The 21,845-nt window shown below is 67.4% G+C and carries 16 protein-coding genes; 13 read left to right on the top strand and 3 right to left on the bottom strand.

All coding sequences use genetic code 11. The features are described 5' to 3' along the window. Positions 1–49 precede the first annotated feature (49 nt). The 4 genes from DBV35_RS15435 to DBV35_RS15420 all read left to right on the top strand — a co-directional run bounded on the left by DBV35_RS15435 (position 50) and on the right by DBV35_RS15420 (position 4,363). Positions 50–1,645 carry an ABC transporter ATP-binding protein gene (locus tag DBV35_RS15435; protein WP_108661207.1) on the top strand — a complete coding sequence of 532 codons (1,596 nt, stop codon included), beginning with the start codon at positions 50–52 and terminating at the stop codon, positions 1,643–1,645. Between the two features lie 32 nt (positions 1,646–1,677). Beyond that, the gene (locus tag DBV35_RS15430) at positions 1,678–2,742 is read left to right on the top strand and encodes an ABC transporter permease (protein ID WP_342752368.1); all 1,065 of its coding nucleotides are present in this window, start codon (positions 1,678–1,680) and stop codon (positions 2,740–2,742) included. Further along, positions 2,735–3,709, top strand: a complete 975-nt coding sequence (locus DBV35_RS15425) for an ABC transporter permease (RefSeq protein WP_108661205.1) — start codon at positions 2,735–2,737, stop codon at positions 3,707–3,709. The genes DBV35_RS15430 and DBV35_RS15425 overlap by 8 nt, the downstream gene beginning before the upstream one ends. Positions 3,710–3,796: 87 nt before the next feature. Continuing rightward, positions 3,797–4,363 carry a dihydrofolate reductase family protein gene (locus DBV35_RS15420; protein WP_108661204.1) on the top strand — a complete coding sequence of 189 codons (567 nt, stop codon included), beginning with the start codon at positions 3,797–3,799 and terminating at the stop codon, positions 4,361–4,363. Between the two features lie 68 nt (positions 4,364–4,431). On the opposite strand, the gene DBV35_RS15415 is transcribed toward DBV35_RS15420, so the two are convergent. Beyond that, positions 4,432–6,999 carry an ATP-binding protein gene (locus DBV35_RS15415; protein WP_245943963.1) on the bottom strand — a complete coding sequence of 856 codons (2,568 nt, stop codon included), beginning with the start codon at positions 6,997–6,999 and terminating at the stop codon, positions 4,432–4,434. Positions 7,000–7,103: 104 nt separating this feature from the next. Next, positions 7,104–9,677 (bottom strand): aminopeptidase N, encoded by a 2,574-nt coding sequence (pepN, locus tag DBV35_RS15410; RefSeq protein WP_108661963.1) that lies wholly within the window; start codon positions 9,675–9,677, stop codon positions 7,104–7,106. 98 nt (positions 9,678–9,775) lie between these two features. Here pepN and DBV35_RS15405 point away from each other — a divergent pair, with 98 nt between their 5' ends. The 7 genes from DBV35_RS15405 to gatA all read left to right on the top strand — a co-directional run bounded on the left by DBV35_RS15405 (position 9,776) and on the right by gatA (position 19,323). Then, positions 9,776–10,993, top strand: coding sequence for an acyl-CoA dehydrogenase (locus DBV35_RS15405; protein WP_108661203.1), 1,218 nt, complete (start codon positions 9,776–9,778; stop codon positions 10,991–10,993). Between the two features lie 441 nt (positions 10,994–11,434). Next, complete coding sequence (locus DBV35_RS15400) at positions 11,435–13,288, top strand: ABC transporter ATP-binding protein (protein WP_108661202.1); 1,854 nt, start codon at positions 11,435–11,437, stop codon at positions 13,286–13,288. After that, positions 13,288–15,177 (top strand): ABC transporter substrate-binding protein, encoded by a 1,890-nt coding sequence (locus DBV35_RS15395; protein WP_108661201.1) that lies wholly within the window; start codon positions 13,288–13,290, stop codon positions 15,175–15,177. The genes DBV35_RS15400 and DBV35_RS15395 overlap by 1 nt, the downstream gene beginning before the upstream one ends. Before the next feature lie 27 nt (positions 15,178–15,204). Beyond that, entirely contained in the window at positions 15,205–16,230 is a 1,026-nt protein-coding gene (locus DBV35_RS15390) for an ABC transporter permease (protein WP_108661200.1), read from the top strand. 16 nt (positions 16,231–16,246) lie between these two features. Next, positions 16,247–17,464, top strand: coding sequence for an ABC transporter permease (locus DBV35_RS15385; protein WP_108661199.1), 1,218 nt, complete (start codon positions 16,247–16,249; stop codon positions 17,462–17,464). A gap of 105 nt (positions 17,465–17,569) precedes the next feature. Beyond that, on the top strand, positions 17,570–17,857 hold the full coding sequence (gatC, locus tag DBV35_RS15380; RefSeq protein WP_108661198.1) for an Asp-tRNA(Asn)/Glu-tRNA(Gln) amidotransferase subunit GatC: 288 nt from the start codon (positions 17,570–17,572) through the stop codon (positions 17,855–17,857). Continuing rightward, positions 17,854–19,323 (top strand): Asp-tRNA(Asn)/Glu-tRNA(Gln) amidotransferase subunit GatA, encoded by a 1,470-nt coding sequence (gatA, locus tag DBV35_RS15375; protein ID WP_108661197.1) that lies wholly within the window; start codon positions 17,854–17,856, stop codon positions 19,321–19,323. Before gatC ends, gatA begins: the two co-directional genes overlap by 4 nt. A 15-nt stretch (positions 19,324–19,338) precedes the next feature. Here the strand turns inward: gatA and msrA are convergent, their stop codons facing one another. Next, positions 19,339–19,986, bottom strand: coding sequence for a peptide-methionine (S)-S-oxide reductase MsrA (gene msrA, locus DBV35_RS15370; protein WP_108661962.1), 648 nt, complete (start codon positions 19,984–19,986; stop codon positions 19,339–19,341). Positions 19,987–20,115: 129 nt separating this feature from the next. On the opposite strand from msrA, the gene DBV35_RS15365 reads away from it, so the two are divergent. Both DBV35_RS15365 and DBV35_RS15360 read left to right on the top strand, forming a co-directional pair. Next, positions 20,116–21,057, top strand: a complete 942-nt coding sequence (locus tag DBV35_RS15365; protein ID WP_108661196.1) for an ABC transporter ATP-binding protein — start codon at positions 20,116–20,118, stop codon at positions 21,055–21,057. Further along, positions 21,054–21,815, top strand: coding sequence for an ABC transporter permease (locus DBV35_RS15360; RefSeq protein ID WP_108661195.1), 762 nt, complete (start codon positions 21,054–21,056; stop codon positions 21,813–21,815). Before DBV35_RS15365 ends, DBV35_RS15360 begins: the two co-directional genes overlap by 4 nt. Positions 21,816–21,845: the final 30 nt, after the last annotated feature.

Raw genomic sequence — 21,845 nt, 5'->3', positions numbered from 1 at the left:
TGCTCGCCCACGAGCTCGCGTGTCACGGTCGCCCCTGGGGGCGGTTGCGATGACGTTTGACGCAGCAGACGGCGGCGCAGTCGCGCCGGCCATCGTCCTCAGCGCGATCTCCAAGCGGTTCGGGGCCGTCCAGGCGAATGACGGCGTGGACCTCGAGGTCGCCGAGGGTGCGATTCACGGGATCATCGGCGAGAACGGGGCGGGGAAGTCGACCCTCGTCTCCATCCTCGCCGGCCACTATGCCGCCGATTCCGGCGAGATCCGGCTCTTCGGCGCGCCGGTCAAGATGACCTCCAGCGCCGATGCGATCGGTGCCGGTATCGGCATGGTCCACCAGCACTTCATGCTGGTGCCGAACTTCACCGTCCTCGAAAATCTGATGCTCGGCTTTGCGAAGAGCGCGACGCTGAAGGCGAGCCGCGACGAGGTGCTTGCGCGGATGCAGGCGATCGCGCGCGATTATGGGCTCGAGGTCGATCCGCACGCCGTGGTCGGGCGGATGCCGGTCGGACTCCAGCAGCGCGTCGAGATCATCAAGGCGCTGATCGGGGGCGGGCGGATCCTGATCCTCGACGAGCCGACGGGCGTCCTGACGCCCGACGAGACGGACCGCCTCTTCGAAAGCCTCAAGGTGCTGAAGGCGCGCGGCGTCACGATCCTCCTCATCACCCACAAGCTGCGCGAGATCATGGCGATCACGGACGCGGTGTCGGTGATGCGGCGCGGCCAGATGGTCGCCCATCTCGTCACCGCCGAGACCGACCGAGAGACGCTCGCCGAGCTGATGGTCGGGCGCGCCGTGCGGGCGGTGCGCAACGTGTCGGCGACGCCGGCGGGCGATGTCGTCCTCTCTGTCGAGGGGCTCTCAGCGGCCGACGAAGGCGGGATCACGCGTCTCCACGATGTGAGCTTCAATCTGCGGGCGGGCGAGATCCTGGGCGTCGCCGGCGTCGCGGGGAACGGGCAGTCGGAGCTTCTCGCCGTCCTCGCCGGCATCCTGCCGCCGACGGGGGGCGCCTTCACCGTCGCGGGGCGGACCGTCAGCGCGGACGCCCGGTCGGACCCCGCCGAGATGCGCGGCCTCGGCGTCGCGCACGTGCCGGAGGACCGGCGGCACGAGGGGCTCGTCCTCCCGTTCGCGATGCGCGAGAACGCCGTCCTTGGCTATCTCGACGAGGCGCGCGGGCAGCGGCCCTGGCTCATCGCCTCGCGGCGGATGCGGGCGCGCTGCCAGTCGCTGATGGACATTTTCGACGTGCGGCCCGCGAACCCCGAATTGCGGGCGGCGGGCTTCTCGGGCGGGAACCAGCAGAAGCTGATCCTCGCGCGCGAGCATGGCGCGGCGCCGGCCCTCCTCCTCGTCGGCCAGCCGACGCGCGGGGTGGATATCGGCGCGATCGAGTTCATCCACCGCCAGCTTCTGGCGCTGCGCGACCAGGGCTGCGCGATCCTGATCGTCTCGGTCGAGCTCGACGAGATCCTCGCCCTCTCCGACAGGGTGATGGCGATGAATGGCGGGCGCGTGGTCGGGATCATCGACGGGGCGGACGCGGACCGCCAGCGGGTCGGGCTGATGATGGCGGGCGTTGCCGATCCGCCGCCGATGCCGGCCGAAGAGAATTTCCGCGACGAGGCGATCGTGTGACCCCTTCGCAATTGCCCCGGTGGGCGGATCTCGTGGTGATCCCGCTCCTGAACCTCGTCCTCGCCTTCCTGGTGGCGGGGCTCGTCGTCGCGATGATCGGGGAGAATCCCTGGCGCGCGCTGACGGTGATGATCCAGGGCGCCTTCGTCTATCCGGGGAGCCTCGGCTACACGCTCTACTACGCGACGAACTTCATTTTCGCGGGCCTCGCGGTCGCCGTCGCCTTCCAGGCGCGGCTCTTCAATATCGGCGGCGAGGGGCAGGCGGCGATCGGCGGGCTCGGCGCGGCGCTCGTGTGCCTGGCGCTCGATCCCTATCTGCCGGGGCTCGTGGTCCTGCCGCTCGCGATCGTGGCGGCGGCGCTCTTCGGTGCGGCCTGGGCCTTCCTGCCGGGTGTCCTCCAGGCGACGCGCGGGAGTCACGTCGTCATCACCACCATCATGTTCAACTTCATCGCGGCGGGCGTGCTCGTCGCGCTGCTGACGGGGGCGCTGATCCGGCCCGGGCAGTCGACGCCGCAGACGCGCAATCTGGAGGCGACGCTGCCGAAGGTGCACGAGATCCTGCGCGCGTTCGGGATCGAGGCGACGGCTTCGCCGCTGAATCTCTCGATCGTGCTCGCGCTCGTCGCGTGCGTGGTCGTCTGGGTGCTCGTGTGGAAGACGCCGTTCGGCTTCCGCATCCGCACCCTCGGCGAGAGCGAACCGGCGGCGCGCTATGCGGGCGTCGCGGTGCCGCGCACAATCATCGTCGTGATGTGCATCTCCGGCGCGCTCGCGGGACTGATGGCGGTGAACGACGTCCTCGGCGCGCAGGGCAAGCTGATCCTCAACTTCACCGCCGGCTACGGCTTCACCGGCATCGCGGTCGCGCTGATGGGGCGCAGCCACCCGGTCGGGATCGTCCTCGCGAGCATCCTCTTCGGTGCGCTCTATCAGGGTGGTGCGGAGCTTTCCTTCGAGTTCCGCACGATCGACCGCGAGATGGTGCTCGTCATCCAGGGGCTGATCATCCTGTTCTCCGGCGCGCTCGCCTACATGCTCGAAAAGCCGCTGGTGCGCCTCTTCTCGCCGAGGCTCGCGCCCGCCCATGGCTGATCTCTGGCTCGACATCATGCAGATCATGGGGAGCACGCTGCGGCTCTCCACCCCGCTCATCCTGTGCGCGATGGCGGGGCTGTTCTCGGAGCGGGCGGGCGTCGTCGATATCGGGCTCGAGGGCAAGCTCCTCATGGGGGCGTTCGTCGCCGCCGCGGTCGCGAGCGCGACGGGCTCGCCCTGGATCGGGCTCATCGGCGCGATGCTCGCGGGCATGGCGCTCGCGCTCGTCCATGCCTTCGCGTGCGTGACGCACCGGGGCGACCAGATCGTGAGCGGGGTCGCGATCAACATCCTCGCCTCGGGGCTGACGGTGGTGATCGGGATCGCGCTCTTCGCGCAGGGCGGGCAGACGCCGCCCCTGTCGCGGGCGGAGCGGTTCGGCGAGGTGAATCTGCCCTTCACCGAGACCTTCGCAAGCATTCCCTATTTCGGGCCGTTCTATACGGAGATCCTGAGCGGGCAGAACATCCTCGTCTATGTGGCCCTTCTCGCGGTGCCGCTCGCCGGGTGGGTGCTCTATTCGACGACGTTCGGGCTGAGGCTCCGCGCCGTCGGCGAGGCGCCCGAGGCGGTGGACAGCGCCGGCTATTCGGTGGCGTGGCTGCGCTATCGCGCGGTGCTGATCGCGGGGCTCCTGTGCGGCATCGCGGGGGCGTATCTGTCGACCGGGCACGGCGGCGGCTTCGTGCGCGAGATGAGCGCGGGGCGGGGCTATATCGCGCTCGCGGCGCTGATCTTCGGCAACTGGAAGCCGGTGCCGACCTTCCTCGCCTGCCTCCTCTTCGGTGTCCTCGAAAGCACGGCCTCGCGCCTCTCGGGCGTCGACCTTCCGGTGATCGGGCAGATCCCGGTCGAGGCGATCCTGATGGCGCCGTACGTGCTGACGGTGGTGCTGCTCGCGGGCTTCTTCGGACGCTCGACCCCGCCGCGGGCGCTCTCCATTCCCTACGTGAAGGACCGCTGAGGGCGGGCGGGCGGCCTGGCGGGCCTGCCCGCGACAGCCGCAGCGGAACGGCGTGGCGAGGATATCGGAAGCTTGTAGGCTGGCCTCATGGGACTCTTGATCTTCAGCACCAACGTCACCCTGGACGGATGCGTCGACCACCGGGCGGGTATCGCCGACGAGGAAACGCACGCCTTCTTCACCCGCCTCATGGACGAGAGCGGTGCGATGCTGTGGGGCCGCGTCACCTACGAGATGATGGAGGACTTCTGGCCGGCGGTCGCGCGCGGCGAGGTTGAAGCGCCTCCGGCCATCCGCGAGTGGGCGGTCAAATTGGAGGCCAAGCCGAAATACGTCGTGTCGTCGAAGCGAAGCGACTTTCCGTGGACCAACAGCCACCACATCGCGGGTGATCTGCGCACGGGCGTGCAGAACCTCAAGGATGCGACCCCGGCGGGCGTGCTCCTCGGGAGCATCAAGCTCGCGGCGGCGCTCGACCGGCTGGATCTGATCGACGAGTACAAGTTCCTCGTTCACCCGCGGATCGTCGGCCACGGCCCGACCCTTTATGAGGGCGGCCTGCCGAGCGCGCGACACCTCGAATTGATCTCGGCGACGCCGCTCTCCGACGGCGTCGTCGCCATGCACTACCGGCGCTCTCCGACGACGGCCTGAGGGCCGGGAAGCGCAGAGACGGGCCGACTGAGGCGGCCTTCAGGGGGCCGGTCCGATTGCCGACGCCGTCAGGCGGCGTTGCGGCTTTCGGCGGCGTGCTCGCGCGGGAGGCGGACCGTCACGGTCGTGCCGTGGCCGACCTCGGACTGGATCTCCATCTTGCCGCGGTGCAGCTCGGTGAGCGAGCGGGCGATGGCGAGGCCGAGGCCGGAGCCCTGGTGCGTCTTGGTGAACTGGTTCTCCACCTGCACGAAGGGCTGACCGAGACGCTCCAGCTCGCGCTTCGGGATGCCGATGCCGTTGTCCTCCACCGCGACGACGACCCAGTCGCGCTCGAGGCGCGCGCGGGTGGTCACGCACCCGTCGTTCGGGGTGAACTTCACCGCGTTGGACATGAGGTTGAGGAGGATCTGCTTCATCGCGCGACGGTCCACCTGGATGCGCATCCCGTCCGAGATGGCGGAGGCGAGCGTGATGTTCTTCTCCGCCGAGGTCGGCGTCATGATGCGCGTTGCCTCGGTGAAGAGCTCGGCAAGGTCCACCATCTCGACCGAGAGGTCCACCTGGCCGGCTTCGATGCGGCTCATGTCCAGGATGTCGTTGATGACGCCCAGGAGGTACGTGCCGGAGTGGTGGATGTCGCCGCAATATTCCTCGTATTTCGGGGCCCCGAGCGCGCCGAACATCTGGTTCCGCATGATCTCCGAGAAGCCGATGATCGCGTTCAGCGGCGTGCGCAGCTCGTGCGAGATGTTGGCGAGGAACTCGGACTTGGCGCGGTTCGCGTCCTCGGCCCTCGTCTTCTCCTCGGCATATTTCTCGGCGAGCTCGGCGAGCTGGCGGGTCTGGTTTTCAGCGGTCCGCCGCGCGTTTTTCAGCTCGACGACGTTCGCCTTGAGGCGCTTCTCCGATTCCATCAGCCGCTCTTCGTGGTTCTTGAGCGTGGTGATGTCCGTGCCGACCGAGACGAAGCCGCCGTCCTTGGTGCGGCGTTCGTTGATCTGGAGCCAGCGGCCGCCGGCGAGCTCGGCCTCGTAGGAGCGTTCGTCCTCCGGTCCCTCGGTGTAGGTGAGGAGCTGGGAGGAGACGACCGGCTGGAGCGCGGCCTCGATCACGACATGGTAGGGCGTGCCGGGCTTCACCGCGTCGTCCGGCAGGTTGTGCATCTCCTGGTATTTGGTGTTGCACATGACGAGGCGGTTCTGCGCGTCCCACAGCACGAACGCCTCCGAGACTGTCTCGATCGCGTCGCGCAGGCGCATGTCGGCCGTGGCGGACTGCTCGGCGAGGCGCTTCTGCTCGGTCGTGTCGAGGGCGACGCCGATGAGGTGGGGGCGGCCGGATTCGTCGTCCGTGACGAGCTCGGCGCGGAAGCGGAGCCAGATCCAGCGCCCGTCCGCGTGCCGCATCCGGAGCGTGCGGTCGAGCACGCGTTCGCCGGTCGCGAGCTGGCGCTGGGCGATCTCGTAGAGGCCGCCATCGTCGGGGTGGACGAGGGCCGCGACCTCGCGGAATCCCATCAGCTCGTCCCTTGGGGGCATGCCGAGGACCTCGAACATCGACTGGGTCCAGAACATGCGCCCGCGCGCGACGTCCCAGTCGAAGAGGCCGCATCGGCCGCGTGTGAGGGCGGTGTCGATGCGCGTCGTCGTCGCCGTGTAGATCTGGTCGGCGGAGCGGGCGCGCGCCGACTGCGCGTAGAAGGCGTAGACGACGACGATGATCACGCCCGCGGTGCACATGAAGAGCACGGCGTTGGTGCTGAGCTCGTCGCGCCACGCGGTGAGGATCGCCTGGCGCGGCTGGGTGACCGCGATCATCGCCTCGCGGTCGGCGAGGTGATGGACGGTCGCGAAGAGCTCGGTGCCGTTGGACATCACCTCCATGACGCCGGCGCGGCGGCCGAATGTCGTCATCGGCTGGTTGGGGCCGAGGAGGCGCGAGACGGGGCCGCCGACGAGATCGGGCCGGAAGGGCACCGTCGTCGCGATCGTATCGTTCTCGATGAGGGTGATCTGGCGCCCGTTCGAGGTGGCGCCGTCGGGCAGGCTCGTCGCGAAGATCGTCTCGAGCGGGACCTCCTCGGTGGCGCTGCGCCGGCTCATCTCGGCCGAGAGCGCGCTCGCGAGGAGGGTGATCTGGGTGCGCGCCTCCGCCTCGGTCGTGTCGCGATGGTCGAGCGTGATCGCGACGCGGTAGGCGGCGATGACGAGGATGAAGATGATCGTGAGGAACGGGATCGCGCGGCGCAGCAGCGGCTCGCGCGCGAGGAGCTGGCCGTAGCCGGGCTCGGCGAGGAGGCGGACATGACCGTCCATCCGGTGCGCCTTGGCGCTCGCACGCGGCGGCTCCTCGCTGTCGCCGAACCGGGCCATGGAGGGGCGCGGGACGGGCCGGGGGCCGTCGACGGGAAGGGGGCCGCGCTGGCGCTGGGGCGGCGTCCCGCCCTCGGGCGGGCGGGGCCGGCCGCGGACCGCGCCGGGCGCGGGCCGCGTGCGGGACACGGGGGCGGGCTCGGCGCGCCCGCCCGAGCGCGCGCGCACCGACATGCCGGGCGACGGCGCCGCCGCCGCGGCGACGGACGACGCGCCCACATTGGGCTCGTCATCAATCGACGTGCGCGTTGTCACTGCCATGGGAACCCGCAAGATGTGTCCGAATCGACCTAGAGTATGAGCGGCTCCTTAAGACTGTCCAAGTGTGGTTAACAATTCGTTAGTGAATCGTGTCGAGGTCGCCCTCACACGTTCACGAGACGGCGCACGATGTCCCCGACGTCGGACGATTTGGCCTGGTCGAGGACGCCCTTCAGCGCGGTGAGGGCGGCGGTGCGGCGCGTGGCGTCGAACCGGCGATATTCGCTGAAGAGGGTGAGGAGGCGCGCGGCGACCTGCGGGTTCGCCTTGTCGAGCGTCAGCGCGATGTCGGCGAGGAAGCGGTAGCCGGAGCCATCGGCCGCGTGGAAGGCGGCGATGTTCTGCGCGAAGGCGCCGATCAGGCTGCGCGTGCGGTTCGGGTTCTTCAGGCTGAAGCGGGGGTGGTTCATGAGCCCGCGGGTGCGGGCCAGCGCCTCCCCGTCGCTGCGCGAGGCCTGCAGGGCGAAATATTTGTCGAGGACGAGGGGCTCGGCCTCGAAATCGTCGTGGAAGCGCTGCATCGCGGCGTCCGTCGTCGGCGCGTTCGCGGCCGCGAGGGCGGCGAGCGCGGCGAGGCGGTCGGTCATGTTGCCGGCGCTCTCGGCCTGCTTCGTCGCGCGGGCATGGTCGCCGCCGGCGGTGAGGAGGGCGAGGGCGGCGTTGCGCAGCGAGCGGCGGCCTGCGGCCTCCGGCGTCACGTCATTGTCGGCCGGGGGCGGGGCGTCGTGGAGGGCGGCGAGCGTCGGGGCCATCTTCGCGCCGAGCGCGGCCATCATCGCCTTGTGCGCCGCGTCGACCTTGTCCGCGTCGACGTCGCCGCCGATCGCCTCGACCAGCATGTGGCGGGTCGGGAGCTGGAGGAGGAAGGCGCGGAAGGCCGGCTCGTGGCTTTTGTCCTCGGCGAAGGCGGTGAGGACGTTTGCGAGGCGGTCGATGTCGAGCGGGGCGCCTTCATAATGCGCCTTCAGGATCGCGAGGGCGCGGCGCTGGGCGGCGTCCCAGACGTTGAAGGGGTCGTCGTCATGCTCCAGCAGCGTGAAGTCGCGCTCCGCGTCGACCGGGCGCTCCACATGGACGGGCGCGGAGAAGGTGCGGAAGACCGAGGCGACGGGCGATTCGTTGAGGCCGTCGATGGTGACGGAGACCTTCTCGCCGAGCGTCAGGCGGTCGCCGTTGAGGCGCGCGCCCTCGATGGTGCTGCGCGAGAGGTCGAGCGCGCCTTCGCGGCCGAGGATCGCGAGGCGGACCGGTATCGGCTTCAGCGCCGCGTTCATGAACGGCTTCTGGGTGAGGGTCAGGCGGTAGCGCCCGTTCTCGTAGGTCTCCTCGACCGCGACGGTCGGGGTGCCGGCCTCCAGATACCAGCGCATGAAGGAGCTGGGGTCCGGCAGCTCGAAGCAGCCGATGAAGTCCTCGATCGTGGCGGCCGTCCCGTCGAAGCGGGCGAAGTAGGTGTCCATGCCGCGGCGGAAGGCGGTCTCGCCGATCAGCGTGTGGATCATGCGGATGACCTCGGAGCCCTTCTCGTACACGGTGGTCGTGTAGAGGTTCGAGATCTCGGCATATTCGCTGGGGCGCACCGGGTGGCGGAGCGGTCCCCCGTCCTCGCTGAACTGGTGGAGGCGGAGGCGCCGCACATCCTCGATGCGCTTCACCGAGCGCGAGCGCACGTCGGACGTGAACTCCTGGTCGCGGAAGACGGTGAGGCCTTCCTTCAGGCAGAGCTGGAACCAGTCGCGGCAGGTGATGCGATTGCCGGTCCAGTTGTGGAAATATTCGTGGGCGATGACGGTCTCGATGCCGGCATAGTCCGCGTCGGTGGCGAGCGCGGGGTCGGCGAGGACGTAGCGGTCGTTGAAGACGTTGAGGCCCTTGTTCTCCATCGCGCCCATGTTGAAGTCGGACACGGCGACGATGTTGAAGACGTCGAGATCATATTCGCGCCCGAACCGCGTCTCGTCCCAGCGCATGGAGCGCTTGAGGGCGTCCATCGCGTAGGTGGCGCGGGGCTCCTTGCCTTTCTCGACATAGATGGCGAGGTCGACCTTGCGGCCGGACATGGTGGTGAAGGTGTCCTTCACGAGGCCGAGTTCGCCGGCGACGAGGGCGAAGAGGTAGGTCGGCTTCGGGAACGGGTCGTGCCAGTGGGCGGTCGGCGCGCCGTTGACGACACCCTTGTTGACGAGGTTGCCGTTCGACAGGAGGGCGGGCGCTCCCGGTCCGTCGGCGATGATGAAGACGTCGTAGACCGAAAGGACGTCCGGACGGTCGTACGAATAGGTGATGCGGCGGAAGCCCTCGGCCTCGCACTGGGTGCAGTAGACGCCGTTGGAGCGGTAGAGGCCCATCAGCTCGGTGTTCTCGTCGGGCGAGACGACGGTGACGAGGGTGAGCTCGAACGGGCGCTTCGGCGGGTCCTTGAGGACGAACGAATCGGGCGTCGCCTCGTAGGCGCTGTCCGGAAGCTTCTTGCCATCGAGCTCGGCAGAGAGCAGGAGGAGACCGTCACCGACGAGTGTCAGCGGCCCGTCGACGCTGCCGCGTGGCTCGTATTTCGTGGCGTTGCGCACGACTGTCCGCGTGGGGTGGAGCGCGAACATCAACATTGTGCGCGGCGCACGGTAGAGGGTCGGCGCGTAGTCGATGAGCCGAACCGTCTGGCCGGTGTCGGTGCGCATCATAGGGTGTATCCTTTCGCGGTCCTTTGCCCTTTCGGGTGGCGGGGCCTATGATCCTTCAACTATGAAGGATCGCTGTTCTAGGGGTAGGAGAGACTATGTCGGCCGCAGCCGAGCCCGGGAATGTGCGCGACAAGACGGTTTCGTTCCAGTGGGATGATCCCTTCCGTCTCGACGCACAATTGAGCGAAGACGAGCGGATGATCCGCGACACGGCGAACGCGTACGCGCAGGAAAAGCTCCAGCCGCGCGTGATGGAAGCCTTTCGCGAGGAGAAGACCGACCGGTCCATCTTCAACGAGATGGGCGAGCTGGGTCTCCTCGGCGTCACCGTTCCGGAGGAATATGGGGGCGTCGGCGCCAGCTACGTCTCCTATGGGCTCGTCGCGCGCGAGGTCGAGCGGGTCGATTCCGGCTATCGCTCGATGATGAGCGTCCAGTCCTCGCTCGTCATGTATCCGATCTATGCCTATGGTGACGAGACTCAACGCAAAAAGTGGCTGCCGAAGCTCGCGACCGGCGAATATGTCGGCTGCTTCGGGTTGACCGAGCCTGACGCCGGCTCCGACCCCGGCGGCATGACGACCCGCGCGAAGAAGGCCGATGGCGGCTACATCCTGAAGGGCGCCAAGACCTGGATCTCGAACTCGCCGATCGCCGACGTCTTCGTCGTGTGGGCGAAGTCCGAGGCGCATGACGGGGCGATCCGCGGCTTCGTCCTCGAGAAGGGGATGAAGGGGCTCGACGCGCCTAAGATCGAGGGCAAGATCTCGCTGCGCGCCTCGATCACCGGCATGATCATGATGGACGACGTGTTCGTGCCGGAGGAGAATCTCCTGCCGAACGTGTCGGGTCTCAAGGGGCCGTTCGGCTGCCTCAACCGGGCGCGCTACGGCATCTCCTGGGGCGCGATGGGGGCGGCGGAATATTGCTGGCACGCCGCGCGCCAGTACACGCTCGACCGCAAGCAGTTCGGCCGACCGCTCGCCCAGACCCAGCTCGTCCAGAAGAAGCTCGCCGACATGCAGACCGAGATCGCGCTCGGCCTGCAGGGGTCGCTGCGCGTCGGCCGCCTCTTCGACGAGGGGGAGATGGCGCCGGAGATGATCTCCATCGTGAAGCGCAACAATTGCGGCAAGGCGCTCGACATCGCGCGGATGGCGCGTGACATGCACGGCGGCAACGGGATCTCGGAGGAGTATCACGTGATCCGCCACATGGTGAACCTCGAGACGGTGAACACCTACGAGGGCACGCACGACGTCCACGCCCTCATCCTGGGGCGTGCGCAGACGGGGCTTCAGGCCTTCTTCTGATCGCCGCGACAGCCTTTTCCGGGGATGAAAGGCGCTCTTCGGAGCGCCTTTTTTGTTGCGCGGACGGCTGGCGGCGTGGCTCGCGCAACCAAGGCATGGTCGGGTGCGTTTGCGCAGGGCGGGCCGGGCGGTGCGGTATCGGGCCGGGGACGGGAAGTTGGATGGATGCGAAGGCTGCGCCGTGATCGGGCGCGCCGCGCGCCTGGCCTTGGCGGCGGGCGGCGCGGGGCGGGTCCGGTCTTGATCGTTATCAAGGTCAAGCGGGCAGGAAGAACAGAGTGTGATGACGCGTGAGTGACAGGAGACGGCGCGCATCGGCGGGGTAAAGTTCAAGCAGATTCGGTGGTGTTTCTGCGCGATTCACCTGGTTGCCCTTCGCGAAGGATCATGCGATCACCGCAAGACTTGGTTGGTCTCAACCCCTTGGGAAAAAGAGGATCCATGGCCGTCCTCGACGTGCGCAACCTGGTGGTGGAATACCGGATCGACGGGGTGACGCGCGCTGTCGACGGCGTCTCGTTCCAGATTCCACAAGGCAAGACGGTTGCGATCGTCGGCGAGTCGGGGTCGGGCAAGTCGACCATCGGCCAGGCGGTGATGGGTCTTCTGCCGTCCGTCGCCTCGGTGCCGCAGGGCGAGATCCTCTTCACCGACCCGATCGACGGGACGACGGTGGACCTTGCCAAGCTGCCGCGCGACGGCGACCAGATGCGCAAGATCCGCGGCAACCGGATCGCGATGATCTTCCAGGAGCCGATGACGAGCCTGTCGCCGCTCCACACGATCGGCGACCAGATCGGCGAGGCGGGCCGGCTCCACCAGAACATGGACCGGGCGACGGCGCGCGAGGCGACGCGCGAGATGCTGCGCCTCGTCCACTTCCCAGACCCGGAGCGCGCACTCAGCACCTATCCGTTCGAATTGTCGGGCGGCCTTCGCCAGCGCGCGATGATCGCGATGGCGATGATGTGCCGTCCGGCGCTCGTCATCGCCGACGAGCCGACGACCGCGCTCGACGTCACCATCCAGGCCGAGATCCTGAAGCTCCTGCGCGACGTGCAGAAGGAGATCGGGATGAGCATCATGCTCGTCACCCACGATTTCGGCGTGGTGGCGAACATGGCCGACGAGGTCGTGGTGGTCTATCAGGGCCGCGTGATGGAGCGCGGGCCGGCGCGCACGATCTTCACGATGCCGGAGCATCCGTATCTGAAGGCGCTCCTCCACGCGGTGCCGACCTTCGACATGAGCGAGCGTCTCGTCCCGATCCGCCCGATTACGCCGAAGCTCGATGCGTTCGGCAAGCCGTGCGAGGTGGAGCGCGGTGAGCCGCTCGTCGAGGTGGACAATCTCGTCAAGCGCTTCCGCCTGAAGAAGGGCGGGCTCTTCTCCGCCGCGCGCACGATGACGGCCGTCGACCAGGTGAGCTTCAAGATCAACGCGGGCGAGTGTCTTGGCCTCGTCGGCGAATCGGGCTCGGGCAAGACGACCGTCGCGATGGCGGTCATGCGCGCCTTTCCGCCGAGTTCGGGCGCGGTGCGGATCCGCGAGGGCGACGGGTGGCGCGATATCGCGACGCTCGAGGGGGAGGATCTGCTCGCCTATCGCCGGCGGATCCAGCTCGTCTTCCAGGACCCGTTCTCCTCGCTGAACCCGCGCATGTCGATCAACGAGGTGATCCGCGAGCCGCTGGTGATCCACAATATCGGCACGCCCGAAAGCCGGGACGAGCACGTGCGCAACCTGATGGAGCTTGTTGGGCTCGATCAGAAGATGTTGCGGCGCTATCCGCATTCGCTCTCGGGCGGGCAGCGCCAGCGCGTCGGCATCGCGCGCGCCCTCGCGCTGCGGCCGGACATTCTCGTCTGCGACGAGCCGGTCTCCGCGCTCGACGTTTCGGTGCAGGCGCAGGTCCTGAACCTGTTGAAGGATCTTCAGCGGGACCTCATGCTCACCTATCTATTCGTGAGCCACAATCTTGCCGTCGTCGACTATCTGGCGACACGGATCGCCGTGATGTGTCGGGGCCGGCTCGTCGAGCTGGGGGAGACGCGAGCGGTGATCGACAACGCGCAGCATCCCTATACGAAGGCGCTGCTCGCGGCCGTGCCGGACGCCAATCTCGACCGGCCCCTCGACTTTGCCAAACTCTCAGCCGGACGCGCGTCGGACCCGACCGCCTGGCCCGAACCCTATCGTTTGATGCCGGGGGACGTTCCCACCATGGTGGAGCGTTTCCCGGGCCATTTCGTGTGCGCACCCGGCGAGGTGCCGGCGATGAAGGATGCCGCGTGATGATCCGGACACTCCTCGTACTCGGTTTGTTGTTGGCGGCGCCGGCGGCTTACGCCGAGCGCCCGGCGCTCGTCGAAACCCCGACGCTCGCGAACACCCACAGCGGGCTCCCGCCGATCGAGGAGCGGGTGCCCGAGGAGCCGCTCGTGACCGACCTTGCCGCCACCGGGCGCACGGTCGGCAAGCATGGCGGCGAGCTGAACACGCTGATCGGGCGCGCCAAGGACATGCGCCTCATCAACGTGTGGGGCTATGCCCGCCTCGTCGGCTACAACGAGGACTACGAGCTGGTGCCGGACATCCTGCGCGATGTCGACGTGGAAGAGGGGCGCATCTTCACCTTCCACCTGCGCAAGGGGCACAAATGGTCGGACGGGCAGCCGTTCACCTCGGAGGATCTGCGCTATTTCTTCGAGGAGGTCCTTACCAACGAGGAGCTGACCCCGACCCCGCCGCCCTACATGCTGGTCAACGGGGCGCTGCCGAAATTCGAGGTGATCGACGAGACGACGGTCCGCTACACCTGGGAGGCGCCGAACCCGCGCTTCCTGCCGACCCTGGCGCAGGCCCGGCCGCCCTTCATCTATCGCCCGGCGCACTATCTGCGCCAGTTCAACCCGAAATTCGGGGACCAGGCGGCGATCGACAAGATGGTCGCCGAGGCGCGGGTGCGCTCCTGGGCGCCGCTGCACAATCTGCGCGACGACATGTATGACGGCACGAACCCGGAGTTGCCCTCGCTGCAGCCCTGGGTGCCGACGAAGGGGTCGACCGACCGCCGCTTCGTGATGGTCCGCAATCCCTACTTCCACCGCATCACGTCGACCGGACAGCAGCTCCCCTATATCGACCAGGTGGTGATGTCGGTCGTGGACGGCAGCCTGATCCCGACGAAGGTGCAGGCCGGCGAGGCGGACCTTCAGGCGCGCGGCCTCGTCTTCGGCGACCTGCCGGTCCTGAAGCGCGGCGAGGCGCAGAAGGGGTACACGACGCGGCTGTGGCCGGAGGCCTACGCCTCGGCGATCGCGATCTATCCGAACCTCACCGTCGCGGATCCGGAGCTGCGCACGCTCTTCCGCGACAAGCGCTTCCGCGAGGCGCTGTCGCTCGGTGTCGACCGCGCGCTCCTCAACCGGGTGCTCTTCTTCGGCCTCGGCAAGCCCTCGGCGAACACCGTGCTGCCGGAGAGCCCGCTCTTCGATCACGGCCATTTCGATCCACCGTCCTTCGATCCGAAGAAGGCGAACGCGCTTCTCGACGAGATCGGCCTCACCAAGCGCAACAAGGACGGGATGCGTCTCCTTCCGAGCGGGCGCACGCTGGAGCTGATCATCGAGACGGCGGGCGAGAACGACATCGAGGTCGACGCGCTGGAGCTCATCAAGGACACGTGGGCCGAGATCGGCGTGTCGATGTTCCCGCGCCCCTCGCAGCGCGATGTGCTGCGCAACCGCGCCTTCTCCGGCGAGCTCGCGATGAGCGTGTGGCCGGGCTACGACAACGGGCTGCCGTCCCCCGACATGCCGCCGGACGAGCGCGTTCCGGTCTCCACGATGTTCCTGACCGGCCCGGCCTGGGGCGCGTTCGAGATGAGCGGCGGCGAGAGCGGCGAGAAGCCGGACTACGACCCCGCCGTCCAGCTCATGAGCCTCTACAATGACTGGCTCCACACCGAGACGGAGGAGGAGCGGGCGCTCGCCTGGGAGAAGATCCTCGCGCTTCATTCCAGCGAAGTGCTGACGATCGGCACGGTCGAAGGGGTCGTCCAGCCGGTCGTCGTGAAGAACACGCTGAAGAACGTCCCGGAAAAGGCCGTCTATGGCTGGGATCCGGGCGCGCAATTCGGCCTCTACCGGATGGACGAGTTCTATTTCGACGATGCGAAATAGACAGAACGACAAGGCGTCGGTGCGGTCATGATCTCGTATGTTCTGCGCCGGATTGTCGGCATGGTGCCGACGCTCTTCATCATCTCGCTGCTGATCTTCTTCATCATCGAGCTGCCGCCCGGCGACTATCTGTCGAACCAGATCTCCCAGCTTCAGGCGCAGGGCGAGGCGGCGTCGGTCGCCAAGCTCGAATTCCTGCGCCGCGAGTTCGCGCTCGACCGGCCGTTCATGGAGCGGTACGCGGTCTGGGTGGGGATCTGGCCGGGCCAGCACGGGTTCGACGGGATTTTGCAGGGCAATTGGGGCTGGTCGTTCGAGTTCCAGAAGCCGGTCGGTGAGGTGGTGTCGGGGACGCTCCTCCTGACGGTGATCCTCAATTTCGCGACGATCCTCTTCGTCTACATTGTGTCCTTCCCGATCGGGATCTATTCGGCGACGCGCCAATATTCCTGGGGCGATTACGGCTTCACGCTGCTCGGCTATCTGGGGCTCGCGGTGCCGAACTTCCTGCTCGGGCTGATCCTTCTCTTCCTCATGAACGAGTGGTTCGGGGTGTCGGTCGGCGGGCTGATGGCGCCGCGCTTCATCGATGCGCCGATGAGCCTCGACAAGTTCCTGTCGATCGTCTCGCACCTCGTGGTGCCGACGATCGTGATCGGGACGGCGGGGACGGCGGCGATGATCCGGCGCCTGCGCGCGAACCTCCTCGACGAGTTGAACCGCCAGTATGTGACGACGGCGCGGGCGAAGGGGCTGAAGGAGCGCAATCTCGTCCTCAAATATCCGCTGAGGATGGCGCTGAACCCGTTCATCGCGGACATCGGCAACCTTATCCCGTCGCTGGTGTCGGGATCGGTGATCGTGTCGGTCGTCCTCAACCTGCCGACGGTGGGGCCGATCCTGCTCGGCGCGCTCCAGTCGCAGGACCAATATCTCGCCGGTTTCATCCTGCTCTTCGTGGCGGTGCTGACCCTGGTCGGAATGCTGATTTCAGACTTGTTGCTCGCCTTGCTCGATCCCCGGATCCGTCTCGGCCAGGAGGCGACCGCGTGACCGGAGGCGATCGGCAATGAGAGAGGGGCCGCGCGTCGACCCAACTCGCAATGAGGGCGCCGCAAGCGTCGACGTGCCGGGCGGCGCGGTCGACCACTATGTGGACGCCACTCCCTTCGATCCGGGCGAGGCCGAGCGCCTCACGCCGGAGCAGGAGCGCTATTTCCAGGCGTCGATGTGGCGCATCATCTGGTGGCGCTTCCGCCGGCACCGCATCGCGGTGTGGTCGGCGGTGGTGCTGCTGCTCTTCTATCTCTGCGTCCCCTTCGCCGAGCCGATCGCGCCGTACGATCCCAACTCGCGCAATGCGGACTTCCTCTACGCGCCGCCGCAGCCGATCCACCTCTTCCATGAGGGGAGCTTCGTCGGCCCGTTCGTCTATCCGATGCACTCGGAGGTCGACCTCGACACGCTGCGCTGGGTCTACAAGACGGACCGGTCGACGCCGCAGCCGCTGCGCTTCCTGTGCCTCGGCGATTCGTATGATTTCTGGGGGCTGATCGAGGGGCGCTTCCACCTCGTCTGTCCGCCGGAAGGGGGGACCTTCTTCCTCTTCGGCACGGACCGCCTGGGGCGGGACGTCCTGTCCGGCCTCGTCTACGGGGCGCGCATCTCGCTGACGGTCGGTCTCGTCGGCGTCGCGATCTCGATCATCCTCGGCATGTTCTTCGGCGGTCTCGCGGGCTTCTTCGGCGGGATCATCGACAATCTGATCATGCGGCTGATCGAGATTTTGCGCTCGCTGCCGGAATTGCCGCTGTGGATGGCGCTGTCGGCCGCGCTGCCGGTGACGTGGTCTCCGCTGTGGATCTATTTCGGCCTCACCATCATTCTCGGCCTTCTCGACTGGCCGGGCCTCGCGCGTGCGGTGCGCTCCAAGCTCCTGTCGCTCCGTGAGGAGGATTATGCGCGCGCGGCGATGCTGATGGGCGCGCCGCCGGGCCGCATCATCCGCCGTCACCTGCTGCCGGGCTTCTCGAGCCACATCATCGCCTCGGCGACCCTGTCGATCCCGACGATGATTCTGGGCGAGACGGCGCTGTCCTTCCTCAATCTCGGCCTCAAGCGGCCGGCGATCTCGTGGGGCGTGCTTCTCAACGAGGCGCAGAACATCACCGTCGTGACGATCTATCCGTGGCTGATGGCGCCGGTGATCCCGATCATCATCGTGGTTCTGGCCTTCAACTTCCTCGGCGACGGGCTGCGCGACGCGGCCGATCCCTACAAGCACTAGGCTCTGTCCTGATTGGGGCCGGCGCCGCCAGGCCGGCGCGCGCCTTGAATGTTGCGCAGGGCGCCCCGCGAATGCTAGGCGGGGCGCACCTTTGGAGCGACCCTCATGTCCGTTGATTTGGAAACCGTGCGCCGCGTGGCGCACCTCGCCCGCATCAAGGTGGGCGATGATGAAGCAGAGCGCCTGCAGGGCGAGTTGAACGCCATCCTCGGCTTCGTGGAGCAACTCGACGAGGTGGATGTCACCGGGGTCGAGCCGATGACCGCGACGGTCGACGCCGCGCTCCGCCGCCGCGCCGACGCGGTGACGGACGGGGGCTATCCCGAGCGCGTCCTCTCCAACGCCCCCGAATCCGACGACGGCTTCTTCATGGTTCCGAAGGTGGTGGAATGAGCGCGCTCACCGATCTGACGCTCGCCGACGCGCGGGACAAGCTGAAGACCAAGGAGATCCGCGCGGTCGAGCTGACCGACGCCTATCTCGACGCGATCGAGGCGGCCTCGGCGCTGAACGCCTACATCACCGTGACGCCGGAGAAGGCGCGCGAGATGGCGGCGGCCTCCGACGCGAAGCTCTCGACGGGCACCGGCGGGGCGCTCGAAGGCGTGCCGCTCGGCATCAAGGACCTTTTCTGCACCGACGGGGTCCGCACGACGGCGGGCTCGCGCATCCTTGGCAATTTCGTGCCGCCCTACGAATCGACCGTCACGGCGAATTTGTGGAAGGCGGGGGCGGTGCTCCTCGGCAAGCTCAATCTCGACGAGTTCGCGATGGGCTCGTCGAACGAGACGAGCGCGTACGGGAGCGTCCTCAATCCGTGGGGCGGGCCAGACGCGAAGCTCGTGCCGGGCGGTTCCTCGGGCGGGTCGGCGGCGGCGGTCGCGGCGCACCTGTGCGCGGCGGCGACGGGCACCGACACGGGCGGCTCGATCCGCCAGCCGGCGGCGCTGACGGGCACGGTCGGCATCAAGCCGACCTATGGGCGCTGCTCGCGCTGGGGCATCGTCGCGTTCGCGTCCTCGCTCGACCAGGCGGGGCCGATCGCGCGCACGGTGAAGGACGCGGCGATCCTCCTGAGAGAGATGGCCTCGGTCGACCCGAAGGATTCGACCTCGATCGATCTGCCGGTCGCCGACTATGAAGCGGCGCTGGAAGGCGGGCTGAAGGGCAAGCGGATCGGCATTCCGAAGGAATACCGGGTCGACCCGATGCCGGCGGCGCTCGAGGAATCCTGGCAGAAGGGCATCGAGTGGCTGAAGGCGGCGGGGGCGGAGATCGTGCCCGTGTCGCTGCCGCACACGAAATATGCGCTTGCCGCCTACTATATCGTGGCGCCGGCGGAGGCCTCCTCCAACCTCGCCCGCTATGACGGCGTGCGCTACGGGCTGCGCGTTCCGGGCGACGACATCATCGGCCTCTACGAGAACACGCGCGCGGCGGGCTTCGGCGACGAGGTGAAGCGGCGCATCCTGATCGGCACCTACGTGCTCTCGGCCGGCTACTACGACGCCTATTATCTGAAGGCGCAGAAGGTGCGCACGCTGATCAAGCGCGACTTCGAGACCGTGTTCAATGACGGGATCGACGCGCTTCTGACGCCCGCGACGCCGGGGCCGGCCTTCGAGCTCGGCGGCAAGCCCGATCCGGTGGAGATGTACCTCAACGACGTGTTCACCGTGCCGGTGAACATGGCGGGGCTGCCGGGCATCTCGGTGCCGGCGGGGCTCTCGGAGGGCGGGCTGCCGCTCGGCCTCCAGCTTATCGGACGCCCGTTCGAGGAAGAGGCGCTGATGCCGATTGCCCGCGCGATCGAGGACGCGGCCGGCCACTTCGTCGCCGACAAGTGGTGGGGCAAGTAGAGTAGGGAGCGGGCGTCAGCTTGCCGGCTTGGCGCCCTTCCAGACCTCCTCGATCCGCGCGTCGCGCCCGCACCGCCAGCGGTAATATTCGTACCGGAGGGCGTGCGTCTCATAATAATTCTGGTGGTAGGATTCGGCCTCGTAGAAGGGGCCGGCCTCCAGGATCGGGGTGACGATCGGCTGCTTGATCGCCTCGCTCGCGGCCGCCTTCGCGGCTTCCGCGTCGGCGCGCGCCTCGGGGCCGTCCACGAAGATCGCGGTGCGGTAGCTGTCGCCGCGGTCGCAGAACTGGCCGCCCGCATCCGTCGGGTCGACGTGGCGGAAGAAATAATCCACGAGGGCGCGGTAGGTGACGGTCGCGGGATCGTAGGTGACGCGCACGGCCTCGAAATGGCCGGTCTTCTCGTAGGTGACCTGCTCGTAGGTGGGGTTCTCGGTGTGGCCGCCGGTGAAGCCGGAGACGGTGTCGAGGACGCCGGGGACTTTGTCGAAGTCGGCCTCGACGCACCAGAAGCAACCTCCGGCGAAGATGGCCGTTCTGTTCTCAGCGGCCGCGGGCCGCGGCAGGGCGAGGACGAGCGCCAGGACCAGCGCTGCGGCGAGGGTTGGGGCGAGGCGGCCGGCCTGGCGGACGGGCGCGGTGAGGACGGAACAAAACCTCATATTCACCTCGGTCTCGATTTCAGCGGCGTTCGCCGTGGGAAAACCGTGCCATAGCGCATATATCCCCCGCCAAGGCCGCGCGATCGAGGGGTCTTGATGCATGGCGAAGGCGAGGAGCGACAGGACCCAATGAGCGAACACGACCCGATCCTGACGGTCGAGCATCTCAGCAAGACATACGCGTCCGGCCATCATGCGCTGAAGGACGTCTCGCTGTCGATCGAGCCCGGCGAAATTCTGGCGCTGCTCGGCCCGAACGGCGCCGGCAAGACGACGCTGATCTCGGTGATCTGCGGTCTCGTGACCCCGACGAGCGGGACGGTCACGGTCGGCGGGCACGACATCGTGAAGGACTATCGCCGTGCGCGCGCGCTGATCGGGCTCGTGCCGCAGGAGATCTCGCTGGAGCCGTTCGAGCGGGTCTCCGACACGGTGAAATTCTCGCGGGGGCTCTTCGGCAAGCCCGCGGACAAAGCGCACCTCGAACGCCTCCTGAAGGCGCTGACCTTGTGGGACAAGCGCAGCACCGAGGTGATGGCGTTGTCGGGGGGCATGAAGCGGCGCGTGCTGATCGCGAAGGCGCTCTCGCACGAGCCGCGCGTCCTCTTCCTCGACGAGCCGACGGCCGGCGTCGACGTGGAATTGCGCAAGGAGATGTGGGCGGTCGTGCGGAAGCTGCGCGAGGAAGGCGTCACCATCATCCTCACCACCCACTATATCGAGGAGGCCGAGGCGATCGCGGATCGCGTCGGCATCATCTCCGACGGGCGGATCCTGCTCGTGGAGGAGAAGGCCTCGCTGATGCGCAGGCTCGGGCGGCGGCAGATGACGATCGCCATCGACGCGCCGCTGGAGGCGATCCCGGCGGCTCTTGCGTCCTATGAGCTGGAACTTGGCGGCGACGGGCGGTCGCTGCGCTTCACCACATGCGAGGGCGGGCCGACGATCGGGGCGCTGCTCGCCGACCTTTCGGCGGCGGGGATCCATCTCGTCGATGTCGAGACGCGGCAGCGCTCGCTGGAGGACATCTTCGTGGAGCTCGTCCACAACGACAATGGAGTGGCCGCGTGAACTGGTACGCGATCTGGGCGATCTACCATCACGAGATGGCGCGCTCCCTTCGGACTTTGCTGCAGTCTCTGATCTCTCCGGTGATCACGACCTCGCTCTATTTCGTGGTGTTCGGCGGGGCGATCGGCTCCCGCATCCAGGAGGTGGAGGGGGTGAGCTATGCCGCCTTCATCGTGCCGGGGCTCATCATGCTGACGGTGCTGACCCAGTCCGTCACCAACGCGGCGTTCGGGATCTTCTTCCCGAAATTCATCGGGTCGATCTACGAGCTTCTGTCGGCGCCGCTGAACTTTCTGGAGATCGTGATCGGGTTCGTGGCGGCGGCGGCGACGAAGTCGTTCGTGATCGGCATGGTCATCTTTATCACCGCGCACCTCTTCGTGGATCTCCACGTCACCCATCCGGTGCTGATGGTGCTGATCCTCATCGTCACCTGCATCGTTTTCTCGCTGCTCGGCTTCATCGTCGGGATCTGGGCGCGCAATTTCGAGCAGCTGCAGCTCGTGCCGCTTCTTATCATCACGCCGCTCGTCTTCCTCGGCGGGAGCTTCTATTCGATCACCATGCTGCCACCGGCGTGGCAGACGGTGACGATGTTCAACCCGGTCGTCTATCTCGTCTCGACGTATCGCTGGACGTTCTTCGGGATGGCGGACGTCAATCTCGGCCTCTCGGCGGTGATGATTGCGCTGTTTGTCGTGGTGTGTCTCGGCGTGATCTGGTGGATGTTTCGGACGGGCTACCGGTTGCGAACGTAGTCTGTGGAGAAATTTTGTTTCGCCGCTTCG

It is taken from the genome of Acuticoccus kandeliae, assembly GCF_003073115.1.
Note: the sequence above shows the minus strand (reverse complement) of the source record. Positions and strands in the feature narration are given on the sequence as shown.